This window comes from Microbacterium sp. AG157, from assembly GCF_003385695.1.
Lineage (GTDB): Bacteria > Actinomycetota > Actinomycetes > Actinomycetales > Microbacteriaceae > Microbacterium > Microbacterium testaceum.
This window is the reverse complement of record NZ_QRDK01000004.1, coordinates 398,407-418,099: the sequence shown is the minus strand read 5'-3', so window position 1 is coordinate 418,099 and position 19,693 is coordinate 398,407. Positions and strand designations below refer to the sequence as shown.

At 70.5% G+C, this 19,693-nt stretch carries 19 protein-coding genes and 1 tRNA gene; 15 read left to right on the top strand and 5 right to left on the bottom strand.

All coding sequences use genetic code 11. The annotated features are described in order from the left end of the window. The first annotated feature begins 259 nt into the window (after positions 1-259). Positions 260-1,864: a phosphoglycerate dehydrogenase gene (gene serA / locus DEU35_RS14820; RefSeq protein WP_103208803.1), complete on the top strand. Its 1,605-nt coding sequence runs from the start codon at positions 260-262 to the stop codon at positions 1,862-1,864. Positions 1,865-1,977: 113 nt separating this feature from the next. Continuing rightward, a complete protein-coding gene (locus tag DEU35_RS14815; RefSeq protein ID WP_103208805.1) occupies positions 1,978-2,169 on the top strand; it encodes a hypothetical protein in 192 nt (63 codons plus the stop codon). 20 nt (positions 2,170-2,189) lie between these two features. On the opposite strand, the gene DEU35_RS14810 is transcribed toward DEU35_RS14815, so the two are convergent. Next, positions 2,190-2,732, bottom strand: coding sequence for a TetR/AcrR family transcriptional regulator (locus DEU35_RS14810; RefSeq protein ID WP_116239946.1), 543 nt, complete (start codon positions 2,730-2,732; stop codon positions 2,190-2,192). A 78-nt stretch (positions 2,733-2,810) separates the two neighbouring features. Here DEU35_RS14810 and DEU35_RS14805 point away from each other — a divergent pair, with 78 nt between their 5' ends. The 5 genes from DEU35_RS14805 to DEU35_RS14785 all read left to right on the top strand — a co-directional run bounded on the left by DEU35_RS14805 (position 2,811) and on the right by DEU35_RS14785 (position 9,066). Next, positions 2,811-4,346 carry an MFS transporter gene (locus tag DEU35_RS14805; RefSeq protein WP_103208809.1) on the top strand — a complete coding sequence of 512 codons (1,536 nt, stop codon included), beginning with the start codon at positions 2,811-2,813 and terminating at the stop codon, positions 4,344-4,346. A 24-nt stretch (positions 4,347-4,370) separates the two neighbouring features. Then, positions 4,371-5,420 carry a 3-isopropylmalate dehydrogenase gene (locus DEU35_RS14800; RefSeq protein WP_103208812.1) on the top strand — a complete coding sequence of 350 codons (1,050 nt, stop codon included), beginning with the start codon at positions 4,371-4,373 and terminating at the stop codon, positions 5,418-5,420. A gap of 54 nt (positions 5,421-5,474) precedes the next feature. Further along, positions 5,475-6,581, top strand: a complete 1,107-nt coding sequence (locus tag DEU35_RS14795) for a branched-chain amino acid aminotransferase (protein WP_103208814.1) — start codon at positions 5,475-5,477, stop codon at positions 6,579-6,581. 453 nt (positions 6,582-7,034) lie between these two features. Then, on the top strand, positions 7,035-7,802 hold the full coding sequence (locus DEU35_RS14790) for a fumarylacetoacetate hydrolase family protein (RefSeq protein WP_103208816.1): 768 nt from the start codon (positions 7,035-7,037) through the stop codon (positions 7,800-7,802). Continuing rightward, positions 7,795-9,066, top strand: a complete 1,272-nt coding sequence (locus DEU35_RS14785) for an MFS transporter (protein WP_116239945.1) — start codon at positions 7,795-7,797, stop codon at positions 9,064-9,066. The genes DEU35_RS14790 and DEU35_RS14785 overlap by 8 nt, the downstream gene beginning before the upstream one ends. 46 nt (positions 9,067-9,112) lie before the next feature. Here the strand turns inward: DEU35_RS14785 and DEU35_RS14780 are convergent, their stop codons facing one another. Next, positions 9,113-10,201 carry an aminotransferase class V-fold PLP-dependent enzyme gene (locus tag DEU35_RS14780; RefSeq protein WP_116239944.1) on the bottom strand — a complete coding sequence of 363 codons (1,089 nt, stop codon included), beginning with the start codon at positions 10,199-10,201 and terminating at the stop codon, positions 9,113-9,115. Between the two features lie 80 nt (positions 10,202-10,281). Between DEU35_RS14780 and DEU35_RS14775 the strand changes: the two genes are divergently transcribed. From DEU35_RS14775 to DEU35_RS14750, 6 genes are all read left to right on the top strand, one after another. Continuing rightward, a complete protein-coding gene (locus tag DEU35_RS14775; protein ID WP_116239943.1) occupies positions 10,282-11,244 on the top strand; it encodes a LysR family transcriptional regulator in 963 nt (320 codons plus the stop codon). 10 nt (positions 11,245-11,254) lie between these two features. Continuing rightward, positions 11,255-12,763 (top strand): glutamate--tRNA ligase, encoded by a 1,509-nt coding sequence (gene gltX / locus DEU35_RS14770; protein ID WP_103208824.1) that lies wholly within the window; start codon positions 11,255-11,257, stop codon positions 12,761-12,763. A 260-nt stretch (positions 12,764-13,023) separates the two neighbouring features. Then, positions 13,024-13,095, top strand: a tRNA-Gln gene (locus DEU35_RS14765). 122 nt (positions 13,096-13,217) lie between these two features. Next, positions 13,218-14,132, top strand: coding sequence for a PHB depolymerase family esterase (locus DEU35_RS14760; RefSeq protein WP_116239942.1), 915 nt, complete (start codon positions 13,218-13,220; stop codon positions 14,130-14,132). Positions 14,133-14,159: 27 nt separating this feature from the next. Continuing rightward, positions 14,160-14,342 carry a hypothetical protein gene (locus tag DEU35_RS14755; protein ID WP_116239941.1) on the top strand — a complete coding sequence of 61 codons (183 nt, stop codon included), beginning with the start codon at positions 14,160-14,162 and terminating at the stop codon, positions 14,340-14,342. A 92-nt stretch (positions 14,343-14,434) separates the two neighbouring features. Next, a complete protein-coding gene (locus DEU35_RS14750) occupies positions 14,435-14,857 on the top strand; it encodes a hypothetical protein (RefSeq protein WP_116239940.1) in 423 nt (140 codons plus the stop codon). Between the two features lie 16 nt (positions 14,858-14,873). Here DEU35_RS14750 and DEU35_RS14745 read toward each other — a convergent pair whose 3' ends face one another. The 3 genes from DEU35_RS14745 to DEU35_RS14735 are packed head-to-tail and all read right to left on the bottom strand — an operon-like array spanning position 14,874 to position 17,742. Further along, entirely contained in the window at positions 14,874-15,647 is a 774-nt protein-coding gene (locus DEU35_RS14745) for an ABC transporter ATP-binding protein (protein ID WP_116239939.1), read from the bottom strand. Next, positions 15,644-16,639: an iron ABC transporter permease gene (locus DEU35_RS14740; protein WP_258873570.1), complete on the bottom strand. Its 996-nt coding sequence runs from the start codon at positions 16,637-16,639 to the stop codon at positions 15,644-15,646. The genes DEU35_RS14745 and DEU35_RS14740 overlap by 4 nt, the downstream gene beginning before the upstream one ends. 56 nt (positions 16,640-16,695) lie before the next feature. Continuing rightward, positions 16,696-17,742 carry an ABC transporter substrate-binding protein gene (locus DEU35_RS14735; RefSeq protein WP_116239938.1) on the bottom strand — a complete coding sequence of 349 codons (1,047 nt, stop codon included), beginning with the start codon at positions 17,740-17,742 and terminating at the stop codon, positions 16,696-16,698. A 202-nt stretch (positions 17,743-17,944) separates the two neighbouring features. Here DEU35_RS14735 and DEU35_RS14730 point away from each other — a divergent pair, with 202 nt between their 5' ends. Together DEU35_RS14730 and DEU35_RS14725 are read left to right on the top strand one after the other, a co-directional pair. Then, entirely contained in the window at positions 17,945-18,730 is a 786-nt protein-coding gene (locus DEU35_RS14730; protein ID WP_180993451.1) for a DeoR/GlpR family DNA-binding transcription regulator, read from the top strand. Then, the gene (locus DEU35_RS14725) at positions 18,727-19,692 is read left to right on the top strand and encodes a 1-phosphofructokinase family hexose kinase (protein ID WP_103208837.1); all 966 of its coding nucleotides are present in this window, start codon (positions 18,727-18,729) and stop codon (positions 19,690-19,692) included. The genes DEU35_RS14730 and DEU35_RS14725 overlap by 4 nt, the downstream gene beginning before the upstream one ends. Position 19,693 lies beyond the last annotated feature (1 nt).

Here is a 19,693-nt window from a genome sequence, read left to right as displayed (position 1 = left end):
GCCCGGTGTGGCGCCCATGGCCGGGAGACTGCACCCCGCTGACAGGTGGGCGTCATTCTGACGCGGGTTCGTCAGCGAGATGCCGTCTCGCGATGCTGAGCGTCCGCCCGCTGCCCTGTCGTCCGCCGTCACACGGTCGGGTGCGGCGTCGCCCCCGCGCTAGGCTGGCAGACGGCCCGCACGGGTCGCGCGCCCGGTTCGCGCCGGTGGTGTGCGACGGTGCGCGGCAGCCCCCAGCACCGTTTCGAAGGACGCATCCGTGACGAAGCCCGTCGTGCTCATCGCCGAAGAACTCTCTCCCGCCACGATCGACGCGCTCGGCCCCGACTTCGACGTGCGCAACGTCGACGGGACCGACCGCCCCGCACTGCTCTCGGCTCTGGCCGAGGCGCACGCGGTGCTCGTGCGCTCGGCCACTCAGATCGACGCCGAGGCCCTCGCGGCCGCGCCGTCGCTGAAGGTGGTGGCCCGCGCCGGTGTCGGCCTCGACAACGTCGACATCAAGTCGGCGACCGCGGCCGGTGTCATGGTCGTCAACGCGCCGACCTCCAACATCATCTCGGCTGCCGAGCTGACGGTCGGGCACGTCCTGAGCCTCGCGCGCCGCATCCCGGCGGCGCACGCCTCGCTCGCGCAGGGCCTGTGGAAGCGCAGCTCGTTCACCGGCACCGAGCTGTTCGAGAAGACGATCGGCATCATCGGTCTCGGTCGTATCGGCGCGCTCATCGCCGCACGTCTGCAGGGTTTCGACATGCGCGTCATCGCGTACGACCCGTACGTCACCGCGGCTCGCGCGCAGCAGCTCGGCGTGCAGCTTGTCTCTCTCGACGAACTGCTCGAGCAGAGCGACTTCGTCACGATCCACATGCCGAAGACTCCCGAGACGACGGGCATGATCGGCGCCGAGCAGCTGCGTCGCATGAAGAAGACCGCCTATGTCGTCAACGTCGCTCGCGGTGGTCTCATCGACGAAGAGGCGCTCTTCGACGCGCTCACGGCCGGTGAGATCGCGGGCGCCGGACTCGATGTCTTCACGACCGAGCCCCCGGTCGAGGGCGGCCCCGCTCGCAAGCTCCTCGACCTGCCGAACGTCGTCGTCACGCCCCACCTCGGCGCGAGCACCGAGGAGGCGCAAGAGAAGGCCGGCGTCTCGGTCGCGCGCTCGGTCAAGCTGGCGCTCGAGGGAGACCTCGTCCCGGATGCCGTGAACGTCGCGGGCGGTGCGATCGATCCCTTCGTGCGCCCCGGTATCGCCCTCGTTGAAATGCTCGGCCAGTTCTTCAGCGGTCTCGCGGACAGCGCGCTCACGAGCCTGGACATCGAGGTGCGCGGAGAGCTCGCGCAGTACGACGTCAGCGTCTACCGCCTGGCCGCGCTCAAGGGCTATTTCAGCCGGATCGTCAGCGAGAGCGTCTCGTACGTCAACGCCCCGCTGTTCGCCGAACAGCGCGGTGTCGAGGCGCGTCTGGTCGTCGAGGCCGAGAGCCCGCTCTACCGCAACATCACCATCCTCCGCGGCACCCTGGCCGACGGGTCCACGCTCGAGGTCGCGGGCACGCTCGCCGGCACACGGATGGTCCCGAAGGTCGTCTCGATCAACGGCTACGAGATCGAGGTGCCCATCGAACAGCACCACGTCGTCATGCGCTACGCCGACCGTCCGGGCATCGTCGCGATCTACGGCCAGAAGCTGGGGGAGGCGGGCATCAACATCGCGGGCCTCCAGGTGGCGGCACCGGATGCCACGGGTCGTGCGCTCTCGGTGCTGACGGTGGACTCGCCCGTTCCCGACGAGATCCTCGGCGCCATGCGCGAGGCCGTCGGCGCCGACCTGTTTCGGCAGATCGACATCGTCGAGGGCTGAGGCCCGGTCGTCAGGGGGAGGGGGTCGCTGCGGCGGCCCCCTCTTCCGTTGTTCTGGGCCGGCGCGTCGGAGATTCAGGGCCCGCGCAAAATCGAGGGGTTCACACTGCGCGAGTGGCCCTGGTCCTTCGCGTCGTCTCCGCCTGTCTCGGCATCCTCTTCCTCGTCGCGGGGGTGGCCGATGTCGTGCGCCGCACCCCCTGGGGCCTCCTCGGCGTGATCGGGGGAGTGTTGATCCTGCTCGGCGTGGTCATGGACCTTCGGCGCGAGCGCCGCGAACGGCGGGCGGAGCGGCAGCGAGACTGACCCGGGCCCTCGGCCGCGCTTTACGTGGTCGCGGCGACGACGCGGGCGATGAGCGCATCGAGGTCGGCACCCTCGAGAGTCGGCCCGGGCAGTGCGTTCAGATCGAGAACGGCGTTGAAGTACAGCCCGTCGCTGACCAGCAACACCATCTGCAGCGCCGTCTCGTCGCGGGTGTGCGCGCGCAGGCTCTCCTCCCACAGCTCGCGGACACGGCGGAGCGATGCCGAGGCGGCGTCGCTGCCGTTCTGGGCGAGGCGGGACACGGCGAGGATGGTGACGTCAAGCGGCGACCCGGTGTTCTGCGAGGAGCGCAGGTGTGCCGCGACGACCCCCTCGTCCGACCTTTCGATCTCGGCGACGTCTTCGTCGGCGAGCCGCTCGAGCCGTTCGACGAGCGCCGCCTCGAGAGCGCTCTTCGAGCTGAAGTGGTAGAGCAGTCCACCTTTCGACACCCCGGCGCTGCGCGCGGTGGCATCCATCGTGGCGGCGCGCTCGCCCTCGTCGACGAGGATGCGGCTGAAGGCGTCGAGGACGGCTTCGCGGGCGAGAGGGGGGCGGCTCATGACTCCTCGATCGTACTGGCGGCGGGGTGGCGTGCTCTGTTACTATACCGGCTGGACGGTTTAGAAACGGACTCCCTCATGCTCACCTCGCTGCCCACCTCGGAAATCTCCGTGACCCGCGCCGGTTGGCGGGGATGGTTCGCGCTGGCGGTGCTCATGCTGCCCGTGCTGCTCGTCTCGGTCGACAACACGGTGCTGAGCTTCGCGCTGCCTGAGATCGCGCTGTCGCTCCAGCCCTCGAGCATCGAACAGCTGTGGATCATCGACGTCTACCCGCTCGTCCTCGCCGGACTCCTCGTGACGATGGGCACGCTGGGCGATCGTTTCGGTCGCCGCCGCATGCTGCTCATCGGTGCGACCGGTTTCGCGGCGGTGTCGGCGCTGTCGGCGTTCGCCCCCACCGCGGCCCTGTTGATCACCGGGCGCGCGCTCATGGGCGTCTTCGGCGCCATGCTCATGCCGTCCACCCTGTCTCTGCTGCGCAGCATCTTCCGCGACCGCGACCAGCGCCGGATCGCGATCGCCGTGTGGGCCTCCGGATTCTCTGCGGGGGCCGCACTCGGTCCGATCGTCGGCGGGTTCCTGCTCGAGCACTTCACCTGGGGCTCGGTTTTCCTGATGGCCGTGCCCGTGCTCGTGCCGCTCGTCGTTCTCGCGCCGTTCTTCGTGCCCGAGAGCCGCGACCCCCAGCCGGGCCGGTTCGACCCCCTCAGTGTTCTCCTCTCGCTCGCGACCATGGTGCCGATCGTCTACGGCATCAAGAAGCTCGCCGTCGACGGCCCGATGTCGCTCGCTCCGGTGCTGTTCGTCGTCGGGGTGGTGTTCGGGTGGCTGTTCGTCCGGCGTCAGCGCCGCTTGACGACGCCCATGCTCGACATGACACTGTTCCGCCAGGGCACGTTCTCCGGCGCGATCCTGGTGAACCTGCTGAGCGTCGTCGGACTCGTCGGCTTCTTGTACTTCGTCGCTCAGCACCTGCAGCTGGTGGTCGGTCTCTCCCCGATGGTCGCGGGGTTCGCTCTCCTGCCGGGGCTCGTTCTCATGATCATCTCGGGGCTCGCGGTCGTGCCCGTGGCGAAGCGATTCCCGTCGCAGATCGTCGTGCCCGTCGCCCTGTCGTTCTCGGTCGTCGCGTACATCATGGTCGCGGTCTCCACGGGCGACCTGACGCTGCTGATCGTCGCGTTCGCCCTGCTGGGTATCGGAATCGGCGCCGCCGAGACGGTCTCGAACGAACTGATCCTCTCCAGTGCCCCTTCTGCGAAGGCCGGCGCGGCCAGCGCGGTCTCCGAGACCGCCTACGAGGTGGGTGCCGTCCTGGGCACAGCTGTGCTCGGAGGCATCCTCGCCGCGTTCTACCGGGCGCAGCTCGTCCTGCCCGCCGGGCTTCCGGATGCCGCGGCCCACGCCGCCCGAGAGACCCTCGCCGGCGCGGTGGCCGTCTCGAACACCCTCGACGACGTCGCCCTGGCCGATGCCCTGCGCACCGCCGCTGCACACGCTTTCGACTCCGGCGTCGTCGTCACCGCGCTGATCGGCGCGGCGCTGATCGTCGTGGCCGCGGTCATCGCTGCCACTACCCTGGGAGGATCCCGCAGCACGTCGAAGCAGTGACGTGCCCGAGCTCTGAGGAGAGCGATGTCGCGTGTCGTGAAGCTGGCCGTCATCCCCGGTGACGGCATCGGTCCCGAGGTCGTCGCCGAGGCCGTGAAGGTGCTCGACGCCGCCACCGCGGCATCGGACGTCTCGTTCGAGAAGACGCCGTTCTCCCTCGGCGCAGGTCGCTTCCTCGAGACGGGCGACACGCTCACCGACGACGACCTTGCCGCGATCGCCGCGCACGACGCGATCCTGCTCGGCGCCGTCGGGGGAGTGCCCGGCGACCCCCGACTCAAAGATGCGAACATCGAGCGCGGCCTGCTGTTGAAGCTTCGTTTCGAGCTCGACCACTACGTCAATCTCCGCCCGTCGAAGCTCTACCCGGGCGCCACCGGGCCGCTCGCCGAGCCGGGCGAGATCGACTTCGTCGTGGTGCGCGAGGGTACCGAGGGGCCCTACGTCGGCAACGGCGGCTCGATCCGCCGCGGGACGGCGCACGAGGTCGCGAACGAGACCTCCGTCAACACCGCTTACGGCGTCGAGCGCGTGGTCCGCTACGCCTTCGCCCTCGCGGAGCGTCGCCGGCAGAAGCTCACGCTCGTGCACAAGACCAACGTGCTCGTGCACGCGGGCGGTATGTGGAAGCGGATCGTCGACGCCGTGGCATCCGAGTTCCCCGGTGTCGCCGTAGACTACTTGCACGTCGACGCGGCAACCATCTTCCTGGTCACGAACCCGAGCCGCTTCGACGTGATCGTCACCGACAACCTTTTCGGCGACATCCTGACCGACCTGGCCGGCGCCGTCACCGGTGGCATCGGCCTCGCCGCTTCGGGCAACATCAACCCCGACGGCGCGTTCCCCTCGATGTTCGAGCCCGTGCACGGTTCGGCGCCCGACATCGCGGGAAGCCAGAAGGCCGACCCCACGGCCGCGATCCTCTCCGTCGCCCTCCTGCTCGATCACCTCGGGCTGACCGACGAGGCCGCCCGCGTGACCCGCGCGGTCGAGGACGACATCGCCAGCCGCGACGGGGTCCGCACCACCGCCCAGATCGGCGACGCCATCGCCGAACGCGTCCAGGCGTAACCTGGACCGATCGGCGAGCATCGCCTCCGGCACTCGAGAAGCTTTGGACAACGAATGACCACCATCGACACCGATCCCGACACCGGACTCGAACCGCTCGAGTTCTCCGTCACGCGCAACCTCGCGGCCAAGAGCACGACCGACCGCGACGCGGTCCTCGCCAATCCCGGCTTCGGGCAGAGCTTCACCGACCATATGGTCGACATCTGCTGGTCGGTCCGCGGCGGCTGGCACCGCCCGCGCGTCTCGCCCTACGGCCCGATCTCACTCGACCCGGCCGCCGCGGTCCTGCACTACGGCCAGGAGATCTTCGAGGGCATCAAGGCTTATCGCCACGCCGACGGCTCGGTGCATACCTTCCGCCCCGACCAGAACGGTCGCCGCCTGCAGCGCTCTGCGCGACGACTCGCCCTTCCCGAGCTGCCGGTGCCGTACTTCCTGCAGTCGCTGAAGGAGCTCATCGCCGTCGACGGCGCGTGGGTTCCCTCGGGTGAGGACCAGAGCCTGTACCTGCGTCCGTTCATGTTCGCGAAAGAGGCGTTCCTCGGGGTCCGCCCCGCGCACAAGGTCGCCTACTACCTGATCGCCAGCCCCGCGGGCGCGTACTTCAAGGGTGGCGTGAAGCCCGTCTCGATCTGGCTCAGCGAGGACTACTCGCGCGCCGGCAAGGGCGGCACGGGCGCGGCCAAGACCGGCGGCAACTACGCCGCCAGCCTGCTGCCGCAGTCGGAGGCCTACGAGAACGAGTGCGATCAGGTCGTCTTCCTCGACCAAGACCGCAATGTCGAGGAGCTCGGCGGTATGAACGTCGTGTTCGTCTACAAGGACGGCACGATCGTGACCCCGCAGTCCGACTCGATCCTCGAGGGGATCACGCGCGACTCGCTCCTGCAGCTCGCTCGCGACCGCGGTCACCACGTCGTGGGCCGCAACGTCTCGCTGGACGAGTGGCGCCAGGGAGTGGCATCCGGAGACATCGTCGAGGTGTTCGCGTGCGGCACCGCCGCGGTCGTCACCCCGATCGGTGTGCTCAAGGGCCGTGACTTCATCGACGAGCAGCCCACCGGCACTCTCGCGCTCGAACTGCGCGAGGAGCTCACGAACATCCAGTACGGCCGCGCCGAAGACAAGCACGGCTGGTTGTACCGCCTCGACGCCTGAGCGTCGCGCACACGGAGGGGCTCCCGGATGCCGGGGGTCCCTCCGTCGTATCCGCTCACCGTCCGCGACGGCGTGCGGTGGGGTCCTGGCCCGACGAGCGTGTATAAACGCGATCTGCGCTCATAAACGCGTGGCGCGCGTGTTTATGAGCGCGGATCGCGTTTATGCGTGGGGTGGCGGCGCCTGGGGTGGCGGCGTGCGGCGTGACGCCCGGGGTAGCGGCGCCCGGCGCGGCTGTCGTGTGTCGAGCGCGGCGGCGGTGGGGGAGCGGCAGCGGGTTCCACGCATAAACGCGATCTGCGGCGAAAAACGCGTGGTGCGCGTGTTTATGAGCGCGGATCGCGTTTATGCGTGGGGGAGCGGCGCCACGTCGGGCGCACGTGCGGGTGGTTGAGCGTGGGTGAGGCCTCGGCGGACCCGGGGGATGTCGGGGGCCGCGGATAGGCTGGCTCCGTGAAGATCGCTCGATTCAGCTACCAGGATGCCCTTCGCTACGGGATCGTCGACGACGGCGAACTCGTGGTCCTCGCCGGAGACCCGATGTTCGCCGGGTTCGAGACGACGGGGGAGCGCGTCCCGCTCGCCGATGCGGCCCTGCTCGCGCCGGTGATCCCGCGTTCGAAGGTCGTCTGCATCGGCAAGAACTACCACGACCACGCCGCGGAGATGGGCGGCGAGGCACCGGCCGAACCGCTTATGTTCCTCAAGCCGAACACGTCGGTCATCGGGCCGAACGACGTGATCGTGCGCCCCACGAGCCTGAGCTCGCACACCGACTACGAGGGCGAGCTCGCCGTCGTGATCGGCCGTATCGCGAAGAACGTTCCCGCCGAGCGCGCCAGTGACTACATCTTCGGCTACACCGTCGCCAACGACATCACGGCTCGCGACCTGCAACGCACCGACGGTCAGTGGTCGCGCGCCAAGGGATTCGACACCTTCTGCCCCGTCGGGCCCGTCATCGAGACCGATCTCGACCTCGACTCCGCGGCGATCACCACGCGCGTCAACGGCGAGGTGCGTCAGCAGGGCCCGGTCTCCGACATGATCCACGGCATCGGCGCGCTCGTCGCGTACGCCTCCGCGGTGTTCACTCTCCTCCCCGGCGACCTCATCCTCACGGGCACGCCGGCCGGCGTCGGTCCGTTCGAGGCCGGCGACACCGTCGAGGTCGAGGTGAGTGGCATCGGCATCCTGCGCAACACGGCGCGCGATGCCTGACTCCCCTGTGGCGGCGGGCGCCGCGCTCACCGAGCGCGACCTCGCCGTCACCCAGCGCCGGACGGTCCGGGTGCTCGCCGCGGGCCAGGTGCTCACGGGCGTCGCTTTCGGGGCGACCCTCTCGCTCGGGGCACTGCTCGCCGCTGACCTATCGGGGCAGGAGGCCCTGTCGGGCCTCGCCACGGCCTCGGTCACCCTTGGCGCGGCTCTCACCGCGATCCCGCTGGCTCGCCTGGCCGGTCGTCGTGGTCGGCGTGTGGCGCTCACCACGGGAAACGTCGCGGCCCTGATCGGCATCGCCGTGGTCATCGCGGCCGCCGCACTCCGCCTGTTCCCGCTGCTGCTCGTCGGAATCGCCCTCATCGGCGCGGGGAACGCTGCGACCCTGCAGTCGCGTTTCGCCGCCACCGACCTCGCGAGTACCGCCCGCCGCGGGCGCGACCTGGCGACGGTCGTCTGGGCGACGACCGTCGGCGGGGTCGTCGGCCCGCTCCTGCTCGCGCCCGGCGAGCTCATCGGGGCCAGCATCGGGATGCCGCGCCTGACCGGCGCCTACCTCTTCTCGTTCGCGGCCCAGGTCTGCGCGTTCGCGCTGTACGTGCTCGTGCTGCGACCCGACCCGTTGCTGTTGGCCCAACGCGTCGAGCGGGAGGCCTCGGCATCCGTCACCGCTCCCGCTCCCCAGGCCGACCGACCGGGTGTCGCGCGATTCGCGATGCTGGCCGTCGCGGCGTCGCACGTGACCATGGCCTCGGTCATGGCGATGACTCCGGTCCACCTCTCGCACATCGTCGCTCCGGATGCCGTGACCCTCGCCGTCGGCATCACGATCTCCGCGCACGTGTTCGGAATGTACGGGCTCTCGCCCGTCTTCGGTGTTCTCGCCGACCGCGTCGGGCGCGTCGGCGTCATCGTCCTCGGCCAGGTACTGCTCGCGGCGTCGCTGGCTGTCGCGGCGCTACTGCCCGACTCGCAGGCCGGGGTGCTCGTGGCTCTCGTGCTGCTCGGTCTCGGCTGGAGCGCGGCCACCGTCTCGGGTTCGGCCCTGTTGACCGAAGCGTCGCCTCTCTCGCTTCGCCCGCGCCGTCAGGGCCGGAGCGACACGCTCATGACGGCTTGTGCGGCCGCGGGCTCGGTACTGGCCGGCCTGGTCCTCGGGGCGGTCGGCTACGACGGTCTCGCGCTCTGGGCGCTGGTGCCGGTCGCCGCCGTCTGCGTGGGCGCGGTCGTCGTCCGCTCGCGCCAGTCCTCGGGCGTCGCGTGAGTCGTGGCGGCGACGGTCGAGGCGTCCGAGCTGTGAGACGCGCCCTTCAGATCGCGTAGACCAGACCGTCGAACGGCGACAGGTCCTCGGCGCCACGCACGCCGAGCGCGTGCAGCGCGCGATCGACGTCGAGTTCGTCGTTGAAGACGTGGAACGCCACGCGGGCGCGGCCCGCGCGGCCCGACGCCGTGATCCCGTGGGCCGTGAGCTGCGCGAGCGCTTCGCCCGTGGCATCCGGCCAGGTCACGATCGCCGAGGGACGCTCGGGCTGCTCCAGGCCCAATCCGTCGCGAAAGCGGGCGGCCAGGCTCGTGACGTGGGCGTAGGTCGCGGTGATGTCGGCGTTGGCGAACAGGGCCAGGGCCGGCGCCGCTCCGACGAACGCCTGCCATGCGGGCGAGACGTCGAATCGACGAGCGTCGGGGGCGAGCGGGCCGCCGGTGCCGTAGCACGACGCCCACGGGTCGTCGCCCGAGTACCACCCGGCCTGCACGGGGCGGATCTCGCTCGCGAAGGCGGGCGCGAGGGTGAGGAACGACACCCCGCGCGGGCAGCAGAGCCACTTGTAGGCGTGGCAGACGGTCGCGTCGAACATCGTCGCGTCGACCGGGAGCCATCCGGCGGCCTGTGTCAGGTCGCACAGCGTGCGGGCGCCGCTACGAGCCGCTGCGGCGGCGATGCCCGCGGCGTCCGCGACATCTCCGGTCGCCGACTGCACGAGCGAGAATGCCACGAGCCAGGTGTCGGGTGAGATCGCGGCGGCGAGCTCGTGCAGGGGAGCGGTGCGCAGGCGTACGCCCCGGCCCGCGTGAGCGAAGGGGGCGATGAGAGACGAGAAGTCGCCCTCGGCGCACAGCACCTCGGCGCCGTCGGGTGCGGCGGCGGCGAGGAGTGCGACCTGCACCGACGTCTGCGAGCCGATCGCGACGTCACCGACCGGGGAGCTCACGAGGTGCGCGAACGAGGCCCGCGCCTCTTCGACGGCCTGCGACGCGGCGACGACATCGGGGCGTCCGGATGCCGCGGACTCGAGGTCGGCGCGGACCGCGGCCACCGTGGCGCGCGAGGGCAGGCCGAGGGTGCAGGCCGCGAGGTAGTCGCGGCCACCGGCGAAGTGCGAGGCGAGGCTGCTCATGAAACCAGGATCGCCTCGCGCCTGACATTGCACTAGAACAGGTGTTGCATGAGAACCATCACCTCTGCTTATGTGTGGGAATGGCCGAGATCGACGACTCCCTCGACGCGAACGCCCTGCGGGTGGTCAAGGCCATCGCCGACACCGGTTCGATCACCGCCGCTGCCCGAGCGCTCGGTTACAGTCAACCCGCGGTGAGCCAGCAGCTTCGCCGCCTCGAAAGGCGCGCCGGGATGCCGATCGTCGAGCGTGTCGGTCGAGGCGTGCGTCTCACCGAGGCGGGGTCGATTCTCGCCCGTCACGCGGCCGCCGTCACCACGGCGCTCGACGCCGCCGCCGGAGACCTGGCCGAGCTGCGTGGTCTGCGGGCCGGTCGCGTACGGATCGCCGCCTTCCCGTCGGCGTCGTCGACGGTCGTTCCGCGCGTCATCGCCGCCGTGACCGCTCGCCGGCCGGGTGTGTCCATCAGCTTCGTCGAGGCCGAGCCGCCCGAGGCCATCGCCGCCGTGCGCGAGAATCGCGCCGACATCGCGCTCATCTACAGCTATCCGGGCGATCGACGCGAACACCTGGAGTCGGCGGCATCCGGACTCTCGTCCCGACTCATCGGGGACGACGACACGGTGGTGGTCGTGCCCACGGACCACCCCGCGGCCGCCCACGACCCCATCGACCTCTCGCAACTCGCGGGGGAGCGGTGGATCGCGGGGTGCCCGCAGTGCCGCGGGCACCTGCTCGAGGCGTGCGGCCGTGCCGGATTCACGCCCGATATCGCGTTCGAGACCGACAACTTCATCGCCGTCGAGAACCTCGTCGCCCAGGGGGTGGGCATGGCGATCCTGCCGCGGATGGCCGTGGCATCGCTCCCGATGCTGTCGGGGATCGCTGCTCCCCGGCTGCCCGCCGCCGAAGCGCGGACCCTGCACGTGATCACCGCTCGGGGAGCCGAGCACGTGCCCGCGGTCGGAGCCGCACTCGAGGTCGTGGGCGAGATCCTGGCCGATCATCTGCGGCACTCGGGAAGCGACAGCGCCCGCCGATAGGATCGAGGGGATGTCTGCCACGCCCGATCCCCGCACCACGACCGCCACCGGCGCCGACGTTCGCGTCCGCTTCTGCCCCTCACCCACGGGGTTGCCGCACGTCGGTCTCATCCGCACCGTCCTGTTCAACTGGGCCTATGCCCGGCACAACGGCGGCAAGCTGGTCTTCCGTATCGAAGACACCGACGCCGCGCGAGACAGCGAAGAGAGCTACCAGCAGCTCCTCGAGGCGCTGCGGTGGATGAACATCGATTGGGACGAGGGCGTCGAGGTCGGCGGCCCGCACGCGCCGTACCGCCAGTCGCAGCGCCACGAGATCTACCGCGGCGTGCTCGACAAGCTCATCGCCGCGGGGGCGGTGTACGAGAGTTACTCCACCGCCGAAGAGATCGACGCGCGCAACGAGGCCAACGGCCGCGCCAAGCAGCTCGGCTACGACAACTACGACCGCGACCTCACCGACGAGCAGAAGGCCGCCTTCCGTGCCGAGGGGCGCGAGCCCGCGTGGCGCGTGCGCGTTCCCGACGAAGACCTCACCTTCGTCGACCTCATCCGCGGCGAGGTGACCTTCCCCGCGGGCTCGTTCCCCGACTTCGTGATCGTTCGCGCCGGCGGCATCCCGCTCTACACCTTCGTGAACCCGGTCGACGACGCGCTCATGGGGATCACCCACGTCATCCGCGGGGAGGACCTCATGCCGTCCACGGCCCGTCAGCTCGCGCTGTACCGCGCCCTCCTCGACGCCGGCGTGACCGATTACCTGCCCCGGTTCGGGCACATGCCGCTCGTGCTCGGCGAGACCGGCAACAAGAAGCTCTCCAAGCGCGACCCGCAGGCCGACCTGTTCCTGCAGCGCGAGAAGGGCTTCATCCACGAGGGGCTGCTGAACTACCTCTCGCTGCTCGGCTGGTCGCTGTCCGCCGACCGCGACGTCTTCTCGCTCGACGAGATGATCGCCGCCTTCGACATCGCCGACGTGAACCCCAACCCCGCACGCTTCGACCAGAAGAAGGCCGAAGCCATCAACGGTGACCACATCCGGATGCTGGATGCCGAGGACTTCGCCGCCCGCATCGTCCCCTATCTCGCGGGTGCGGGATACATCGCCGAGCAGCCGAGCGACGAGCACCGCGCGATCATCGCCCAGGCGGCGCCGCTCGTGCAGGAGCGCGTGCAGCTGCTGGGGGAGGTCCCCGGCATGCTCGGCTTCCTCTTCGTCTCCGACGTCGATTACGCCGAGGACGCGCTCAAGGGCCTTCCTGCGAACGCGGCCGAGGTGCTCGCGGCATCCGTCCGCGCTCTTGAGGGGGTCGACGACTTCAGCGCCGCTGCCGTCCAGGAGGCGCTGTCGGGTGCGCTCGTCGACGACCTGGGGCTCAAGCCTCGCGTGGCCTACGGTCCGCCCCGCGTCGCCCTCACCGGACGTCGCATCTCGCCGCCGCTGTTCGAGTCGATGGAACTGCTCGGCAAGGCCGAGTCGATCCGTCGCCTCGAGGCGCTGGTGGCGCACCTGGGCTGAGACGCCCCAGCGATCCCCGCGACTTCGCTGTCGCGGGGATCGCTGGTTTCCGGCGCGCGGGGGAGCGGAACTCGGAGCATGCGACGCGGATCGAAGATCTCCCGTCGGAGGTCCGATCTTCGCGCGGTTCTCTGAAGTCGGCGCCCTCCATACGGGCCGCCCTGGACGCGCCCGGGACGCGCGGGGCGGGGCCCCGGTTTGGCGCATGGCTCCGCGTCACGTAAGCTTGATCCTCGGCACGAGTTACGGCTCGAAGCCATTGGGGTATGGTGTAATTGGCAACACGGCGGTTTCTGGTTCCGTTGTTCTTGGTTCGAGTCCAGGTACCCCAGCTTTGCGAAAAGGCCCGGTGATCGAAAGATCCCGGGCCTTTCGCGTGCCATGGGGGCTGCCGCAGGTGGCCGCATGGGTGAGGCTTCTCCGCGCCGTTGCGGGCGAACCGTAGGATGACGCGATGCGCCTCCGCCCGCTCGTCGCCCTCGCCGCCCTGGTCGTGGCGGGCACGGTGCTGGCGGGATGCGGGGCGGGCACGAGCGAGCCCCCCACGGCATCCGGCTGCGACGCGAATCCGTCCCTGGAGCCGGGCATGAGCATCCCGCTCGCGGTGACGGTCGACGGCGCGGCCCGTGGATACACCGTGCACGTCCCGGCGACGATGACGGCGCAGATTCCGACGCCGCTCATCCTCGCCTTCGCCGGATACCGCATGCCGCCCGGGCAGCTCGAGCAGCTCAGCGGCCTCGACGGCAGCGGCGCGATCGTCGTCTACCCGCAGGCGGCGAGCACCGCGGCGGGCGTCGGCTGGCAGGGGGCGCCGTACTCGTCGGGCGCAGACGACGTGGCCTTCACCACCGCCCTCCTCGACGACGTGGAGTCGCGTCTCTGCATCGACCCGAAACGCGTGTTCGCCGCCGGGATCTCGAACGGCGGCGGGTTCGTGTCGCTGCTGTCGTGCGCCCTCCCCGAACGCATCGCCGCTTTCGCCGTCGTCTCCGGGGCGATCTACCCCGCGACCAATCCGCCGTGCGCGAGTGGCTCCCCGGTGCCGGTGGTCGAGTTCCACGGCACCGCCGACGACGTCATCCCCTACGACGGCGGCATCCGGCACGACGCGACCGTCGCCCCGGTGTCGCTCTGGTTGTCGCAGGTGGCGACGCGCAACGGCTGCGCCACCGATCCGCGCTCGGAATCGGTCGCGACGGGAGTCGAGAGGCAGACGTGGACCGGATGCCACGACCGCGGTGCCCTGGTGCACTACCGGATCGACGGGGGAGGGCACGTGTGGCCGGGAGCGGCGGGCTCGGGCGAGACGGCGATCTCGGCGACGACCCTGATCGAAACGTTCTTCACAGCCCACCCTCTGCCGTGAGCCGCGGATCGGGGGGAGGATAGCTCCATGGGACTCTTCGTACAGCGACCCGAGGAACCGAGCGAGTGGGCCGGGCTCCCCGGCGAACCCGCGCGGCCGAAGACCCGGGCCGAACTCCTGCCCGACGACGAGCAGCCTGCGGCCGTGCCCGGGCTGCTCGACCTCGGTGGTTCGTCGGTGACCTCGGTAGAGATCCCTCTCGGCGACTGAACCCGGCGCGCGCTCGGCGCGATCAAAGACTTCGCGGGTTAGCATCCGAGCGGGGACGCGGGCCGTCCCCCTCCTCGCGGAAGAAGGTCCTCGTGAAGCGCTCCCTCGCTCTTCGGCTCGCCCTGGTCGTGACGGCCGGCGTTCTGCTCGCGGGCTGCGCGCCCGCCGCATCCGACACTCCCGTCGCACCCGCGGCGCAAGCGCCGAGTCCTTCCGCATCGGCGGACGACCAGGCCTTCGCGCCCACGGTCGTCTCTCCCGAGGACCTCGACGGCAAAGACGCCACCGTCAAGATCGGCACCTCGCTCGTGCTCGCCGTCCCCGACGGCACCGAAGCCGAATGGACCGGGTCGACGGCCGATGTGGCGATCGCCGACTTCTCGCCGGGGGGACCGTCCGAGGGCTCGGTGTTCCGCCCCGGCTTCCTGCCGCACGCTGTCGGTAAGACCGCCGCCACCCTCACGGGCCCCGACGGCAAGACGATCCGCTTCACCCTGTCCGTGGTGGCACCCTGAGGCCGCAGAACAGGGATCAGGACGCCAGCGGCCCGTCGAACAGGATCGTGGAGCGCCCCGTCTCGGCATCCGGGATCACTCGTGCCTTCACCTCGTAGACGTCGGCGATGAGCGCCGGCGTGAGCACCTGGGCGGGAGCCCCCGCCGCCACGACACTGCCGGCGCGGAGCACGAGCACGCTGTCGCAGTAGGTCGCGGCGAGATTGAGGTCGTGCAGCGCGATGATGCTCGTCACGGGGAGGGCGGCGACGAGGGCGAGGACGTCGAGCTGATGGCGGATGTCGAGGTGGTTCGTCGGCTCGTCGAGCAGCAGCTCGCGGGGCTCCTGCGCGAGAGCGCGGGCGATCTGCGCACGCTGACGCTCTCCGCCGGACAGGGTGTGCCAGAGGCGATCGGCCTTGTCCGTCAGGGCGACCCGCTCGAGCGCCGCGTCGATCGCCTCCTCGTCGCCGCTGGTCGACCCGCCCCACACCGGGCGGTACGGCGTGCGACCGAGGCGCACGACATCGCGCACGACGATGTCGGCGTCGGTCTCGGCGTGCTGCGTGACCACCGCGACCGTGCGGGCGAGATCGCGGCGGCGCCACTGCGTCAGGGGCCGCTCGTCGAGCAGGACGTCGCCGGAGTCCGGTCGCGCCGCGCCCTGCAACAGGCGCAGCAGCGAAGATTTGCCCGATCCGTTTGGCCCGAGCAGGCCCACGGTGGTCCCGGGCTCGGGATGCAGCGAGACGCCGTCGACGACGAGGGTTCCCCCGCGTGTCCAGCGCACCTCGCGGGCTTCGAGCGTCATGCGCGCCCCTTGCGTCGAACGAGCAGGGCGACGAAGACCGGGACGCCCACCAGCGCCGTTCCTACACCGACAGGCAGGGGCGTGGGCGCGAAGAGGGTGCGGGTCACGGCATCCACCCACACCATGAAGACGGCGCCGACGACCGCTGCGAGCGGAACGACGCGCGCGTGACGTTGGCCGACCATCAGGCGGACTGCGTGCGGCACGACGAGCCCGACGAAGCCGACCGCGCCGACGACGCTGACGAGGGCGGCGGTCATGAGCGCTGTCACGATGAGCAGGCCGATGCGCGTGCGAGCGACCGGGATGCCGAGGGAGGCGGCCACATCGTCGCCGAACGTGAAGGCATCGAGGGCGCGCGCGGCGAACAGGCACACGGCGCCGCCGACGACGACCACCACGGCGCAGAGCGCGACCTTGTCCCACCGCATGCCCTCGAGCGAGCCGAGGAGCCAGAACATCACCCCGCGCGTCTCGTCGCTGTCGGCCACGGCGAACACCACGAGCGAGGTCAGTGCCGAGAAGAATTGGGTGCTGGCGACACCGGCCAGGATCACGCCGGAGGTGCCACCCGAGGTGAAGCGAGAGAGCAGCAGCACGAGGCCGAAGGCCACGAGCGCGCCGACGAAGGCCCCGCCCGAGAGGCCGAGCACTCCGCCGCCGATTCCGAGCACGCCGATCACGACGGCGCCGGTCGACGCTCCCGACGACACGCCGAGCACGAACGGCTCTGCGAGGGGGTTGCGCAGGAGCGACTGCATGACCACGCCGCAGAGGGCGAGCCCGGCCCCGGCGCACGCCGCGACGAGGGCGCGGGGGAGGCGCTCCTCCCACACGATCGCGTTCTTCGCGGCTTTGACCGGGATGTCGGCGAGTCCGAGGTGATTCAGCAGCACGTCACGAACGTTCACCAGGGAGACGTCGGCTGGTCCCAACGTGACGGCGACGCCGACGGAGACCACCAGCACCACGAGCCCGACGAGGGCGAGCACGACGCCGAGACCCGCTGAGCCCCGTCCGAGCCGCGCGCGCGAGACGAGCCCCGTACTCAGAGCGTGCTCCCGTTCTCATCCCACCAGGCGCGGATCTTGTCGAGCGCGTCGACGAAGCGGATCGACGGGTTGAGCTCGGCGCCGTGCAGCGCGATGTAGCGCTTGTTCTTCACAGCGGTCATGGTGCTGGTCAGCGGATCGCTCTCGAGGAAGGCGATCTTGTCGGCGAGCCGGTCGCCGGGGAAACGGTCGCGCTGCAGGTCGCCCAGCACGAGCACGTCCGGGTCGGCCGACACCAGGCTCTCCCAGCCCACCGCGGGCCAGTCGTCCGTCTGCGACGCGAACACATTGGTCATCTTGGTGGTGGATGCCAACAGAGCCGCGTTCGAGAAGCCTCCGGCGACGTACGGGGTCTTGGTGTCGGCGAACCAGAAGGCCACGGTGTGGCCCTCGAAGTCGATGCCCTCGGTCGCGGCCGCGGCACGCTGCTGCAGCGACTGGACCAGCGTCTCGCCACGATCTGACACGTCGAAGATGCGCGCGAGGTCGCGGATCTCGCCGTAGAGCGTGTCGACCGTGAGGGGTGAGGTGCGCTTGCCGCCCGCGTTGAAGCTCGCGTCGCCGTCGCAATCGGTGGGAGAGAGGTACGACGCGACGCCGGTCTCGGCGAAGCGGTCACGGGTCGCGACGCCGCCCTGGGCGAAGTGGCGACCGAACGAGGCGGTCACGAAGTCGGGGTCGGTGCCGAGAACGACCTCGTACGAGGGAGCGTTGTCCGACAGGCGCGGGACCGCGGCGTTCGCGTCGGCGAGCGTGTCGAGAACCGGATCGGTCCAGGATGCCGTGCCGACCATCCGGTCCTGCAGGCCCAGCGACAACAGGATCTCGGTGGAGTCCTGGTCGAGCGAGACGACCCGGCTGGGCGCCTTGTCGACCGTGATCTCGCGCCCGCAGTTCTGAAGCGTCAGCGGGTAGGCGGTGGCGCCCTCTCCGGTCGAGGAGGCCGAAGCTTCGGGGACGACCTCCGAGGCGCCGCACCCGGCGAGCAGGGCGGCGGCGGTCACGAGGACGAGCGGGAAGGCGAGGGCGCGGGCGCGTGGCATCCGGGAACTCCGTAGGGATCGTGGAACGAGCGGCCCGACGGCGGACCACGGGTAAGGATAGCCTCACTCGCTGCGCGCGCCGGACCGGTCTCTTCGTTCGTGTGGGAGTGCCGTCGCCCGCGGCGTCGTGCGGGGTGTCGCGAATCTGTTGCCGTGTGTGGTTTCGTGTTGTATCGTGTGGGAATCTTCGAAGGGGATCCCCGTGTACGCAATGGAGCGCCAGCAGCTCATCGAGCGCGAACTGCGCGAGATCGGACGCGTCAGCGTCGTCGATCTGGCCCGTCGCTTCGACGTCACGACGGAGACCGTTCGTCGCGACCTCGACCGGCTCGAGGGGCTCGGTTCTCTCCGTCGTGTCCACGGCGGCGCGGTCGATATCGGCCGTGCCAGTACGGCGGAGTCCCCGCTCACCGAGCGTCGAGAGCGTCACCGAGACGCGAAGCGTGCCATCGCCGCCGAGGCCGTGGCCCTGCTCGGCTCCGATTTCCGCGGTTCGATCTTCCTCGACGCCGGCACCACGCCCGCAGCTGTCGCCTCGCTTCTGCCGTCCGCTCTCGGTGGGGGTATCAGCGCAGTCGAGGTCGTGACGCATTCGCTCGAGGCTGCGCACCTGCTCGCCGGCGAAGAACGCCTGTCGCTCACCACGATCGGCGGGCGCGTCCGAGGTGTCACCGCGGCCGCGGTCGGCGCCCACACGGTGCGCACCATCGGCCAGCTCCGTCCCGACATCGCGTTCGTGGGGACGAACGGCCTGAGCGCGGAGTTCGGCCTGAGCACCCCCGACCCCGATGAGGCCGCTGTCAAGGCGGCGATCATCCAGTCCGCCCGTCGCGTCGTTCTCGTCGCCGACGCGGCCAAGTTCGGCGAGGAGCTGCTCGTGCGCTTCGCCCGACTCGACGAGCTCGACGTGCTCGTCACCGACGCCGCTCCTCCCGCGGCGCTTTCCGAGGCCCTCGAGGCCGCCGACATCGAGGTGCGCGTCGCATGATCGTCACACTGACCGCCAACCCCTCCGCCGACCGGGCCGTCGTGCTGTCCGAGGCCCTCCAGCCCGGGGAGGTTCAGCGCGCTGTGTCCTCGCGCGAAGATGCCGGCGGCAAGGGCGTGAACGTCGCCCGCGTCGTCTCGGCGGCCGGTGCCCCAGCCCGCGCGGTGGTGCCGGTCAACGCCCATGACCCGTACCGCATGCTCCTCGAAGACACCGGTATCGAGCTCGACGTGATCGAGGTGGCCGGCCGTGCCCGCGCCAACCTCACGATCACCGACCCCGCGGGTGAGACCACCAAGCTCAACCTGCCCGGCGCGGAGCTCTCGGTCACCGAGGCCGAAGCGCTCGTCGCCGGCGTCGTCGCCGCCTCGGAGGGCGCCACGTGGCTCGTCCTCGCGGGGTCGCTGCCTCCCGGCGTCCCGTTCACGTTCTACGCAGATCTCATCGCCGCCGTTCGTGCGAAGTGGGGGAGCGCGGCCCCGCTCATCGCGGTCGACGCCTCCGGTCCCGCTCTTGCCGCGGTCGTCGAGACCGCCCGGCCCGACCTCATCAAGCCGAACCACGAAGAGCTGGCGGAACTCGTCGGAGACGATCCTGCGTCCGACGACGACCTCCTCGCGACGGCTTCGCGCCGCGCCCAGTCCCTGGTGCCGGACCGTGTGGCATCCGCCCTCGTGACCCTCGGCGCCGACGGCGCCCTGCTGTTCACGGCCCAGGGAACCTGGCGCGGACGCGCCCCCAAGATCCAGGTCGCCAGCACCGTCGGCGCGGGCGACAGCTCGCTCGCCGGCTACCTGCTGGCCGACCTCGAAGGGGCCTCGGCCCCCGACCGTCTCGCGCGCAGCATCGCCTACGGAGCGGCCGCCGCCACTCTTCCGGGCACGCAGGCGCCGACTCCCGACGATCTGCCCGCGGGTGCGATCGCCGTCACCGAATTCCCCACCCCCATCGCAACATCCTGAC

Coding starts and splice junctions, on each gene's coding strand:
- DEU35_RS14810 (WP_116239946.1), bottom strand. CDS start 2,732: ATGAGCCGCCCCCCTCTCGCCCGCGAAGCCGTCCTCGACGCCTTCAGC.
- DEU35_RS14805 (WP_103208809.1), top strand. CDS start 2,811: ATGCTCACCTCGCTGCCCACCTCGGAAATCTCCGTGACCCGCGCCGGT.
- DEU35_RS14800 (WP_103208812.1), top strand. CDS start 4,371: ATGTCGCGTGTCGTGAAGCTGGCCGTCATCCCCGGTGACGGCATCGGT.
- DEU35_RS14795 (WP_103208814.1), top strand. CDS start 5,475: ATGACCACCATCGACACCGATCCCGACACCGGACTCGAACCGCTCGAG.
- DEU35_RS14785 (WP_116239945.1), top strand. CDS start 7,795: ATGCCTGACTCCCCTGTGGCGGCGGGCGCCGCGCTCACCGAGCGCGAC.
- DEU35_RS14780 (WP_116239944.1), bottom strand. CDS start 10,201: ATGAGCAGCCTCGCCTCGCACTTCGCCGGTGGCCGCGACTACCTCGCG.
- DEU35_RS14775 (WP_116239943.1), top strand. CDS start 10,282: ATGGCCGAGATCGACGACTCCCTCGACGCGAACGCCCTGCGGGTGGTC.
- gltX (WP_103208824.1), top strand. CDS start 11,255: ATGTCTGCCACGCCCGATCCCCGCACCACGACCGCCACCGGCGCCGAC.
- DEU35_RS14760 (WP_116239942.1), top strand. CDS start 13,218: ATGCGCCTCCGCCCGCTCGTCGCCCTCGCCGCCCTGGTCGTGGCGGGC.
- DEU35_RS14755 (WP_116239941.1), top strand. CDS start 14,160: ATGGGACTCTTCGTACAGCGACCCGAGGAACCGAGCGAGTGGGCCGGG.
- DEU35_RS14745 (WP_116239939.1), bottom strand. CDS start 15,647: ATGACGCTCGAAGCCCGCGAGGTGCGCTGGACACGCGGGGGAACCCTC.
- DEU35_RS14735 (WP_116239938.1), bottom strand. CDS start 17,742: ATGCCACGCGCCCGCGCCCTCGCCTTCCCGCTCGTCCTCGTGACCGCC.
- DEU35_RS14725 (WP_103208837.1), top strand. CDS start 18,727: ATGATCGTCACACTGACCGCCAACCCCTCCGCCGACCGGGCCGTCGTG.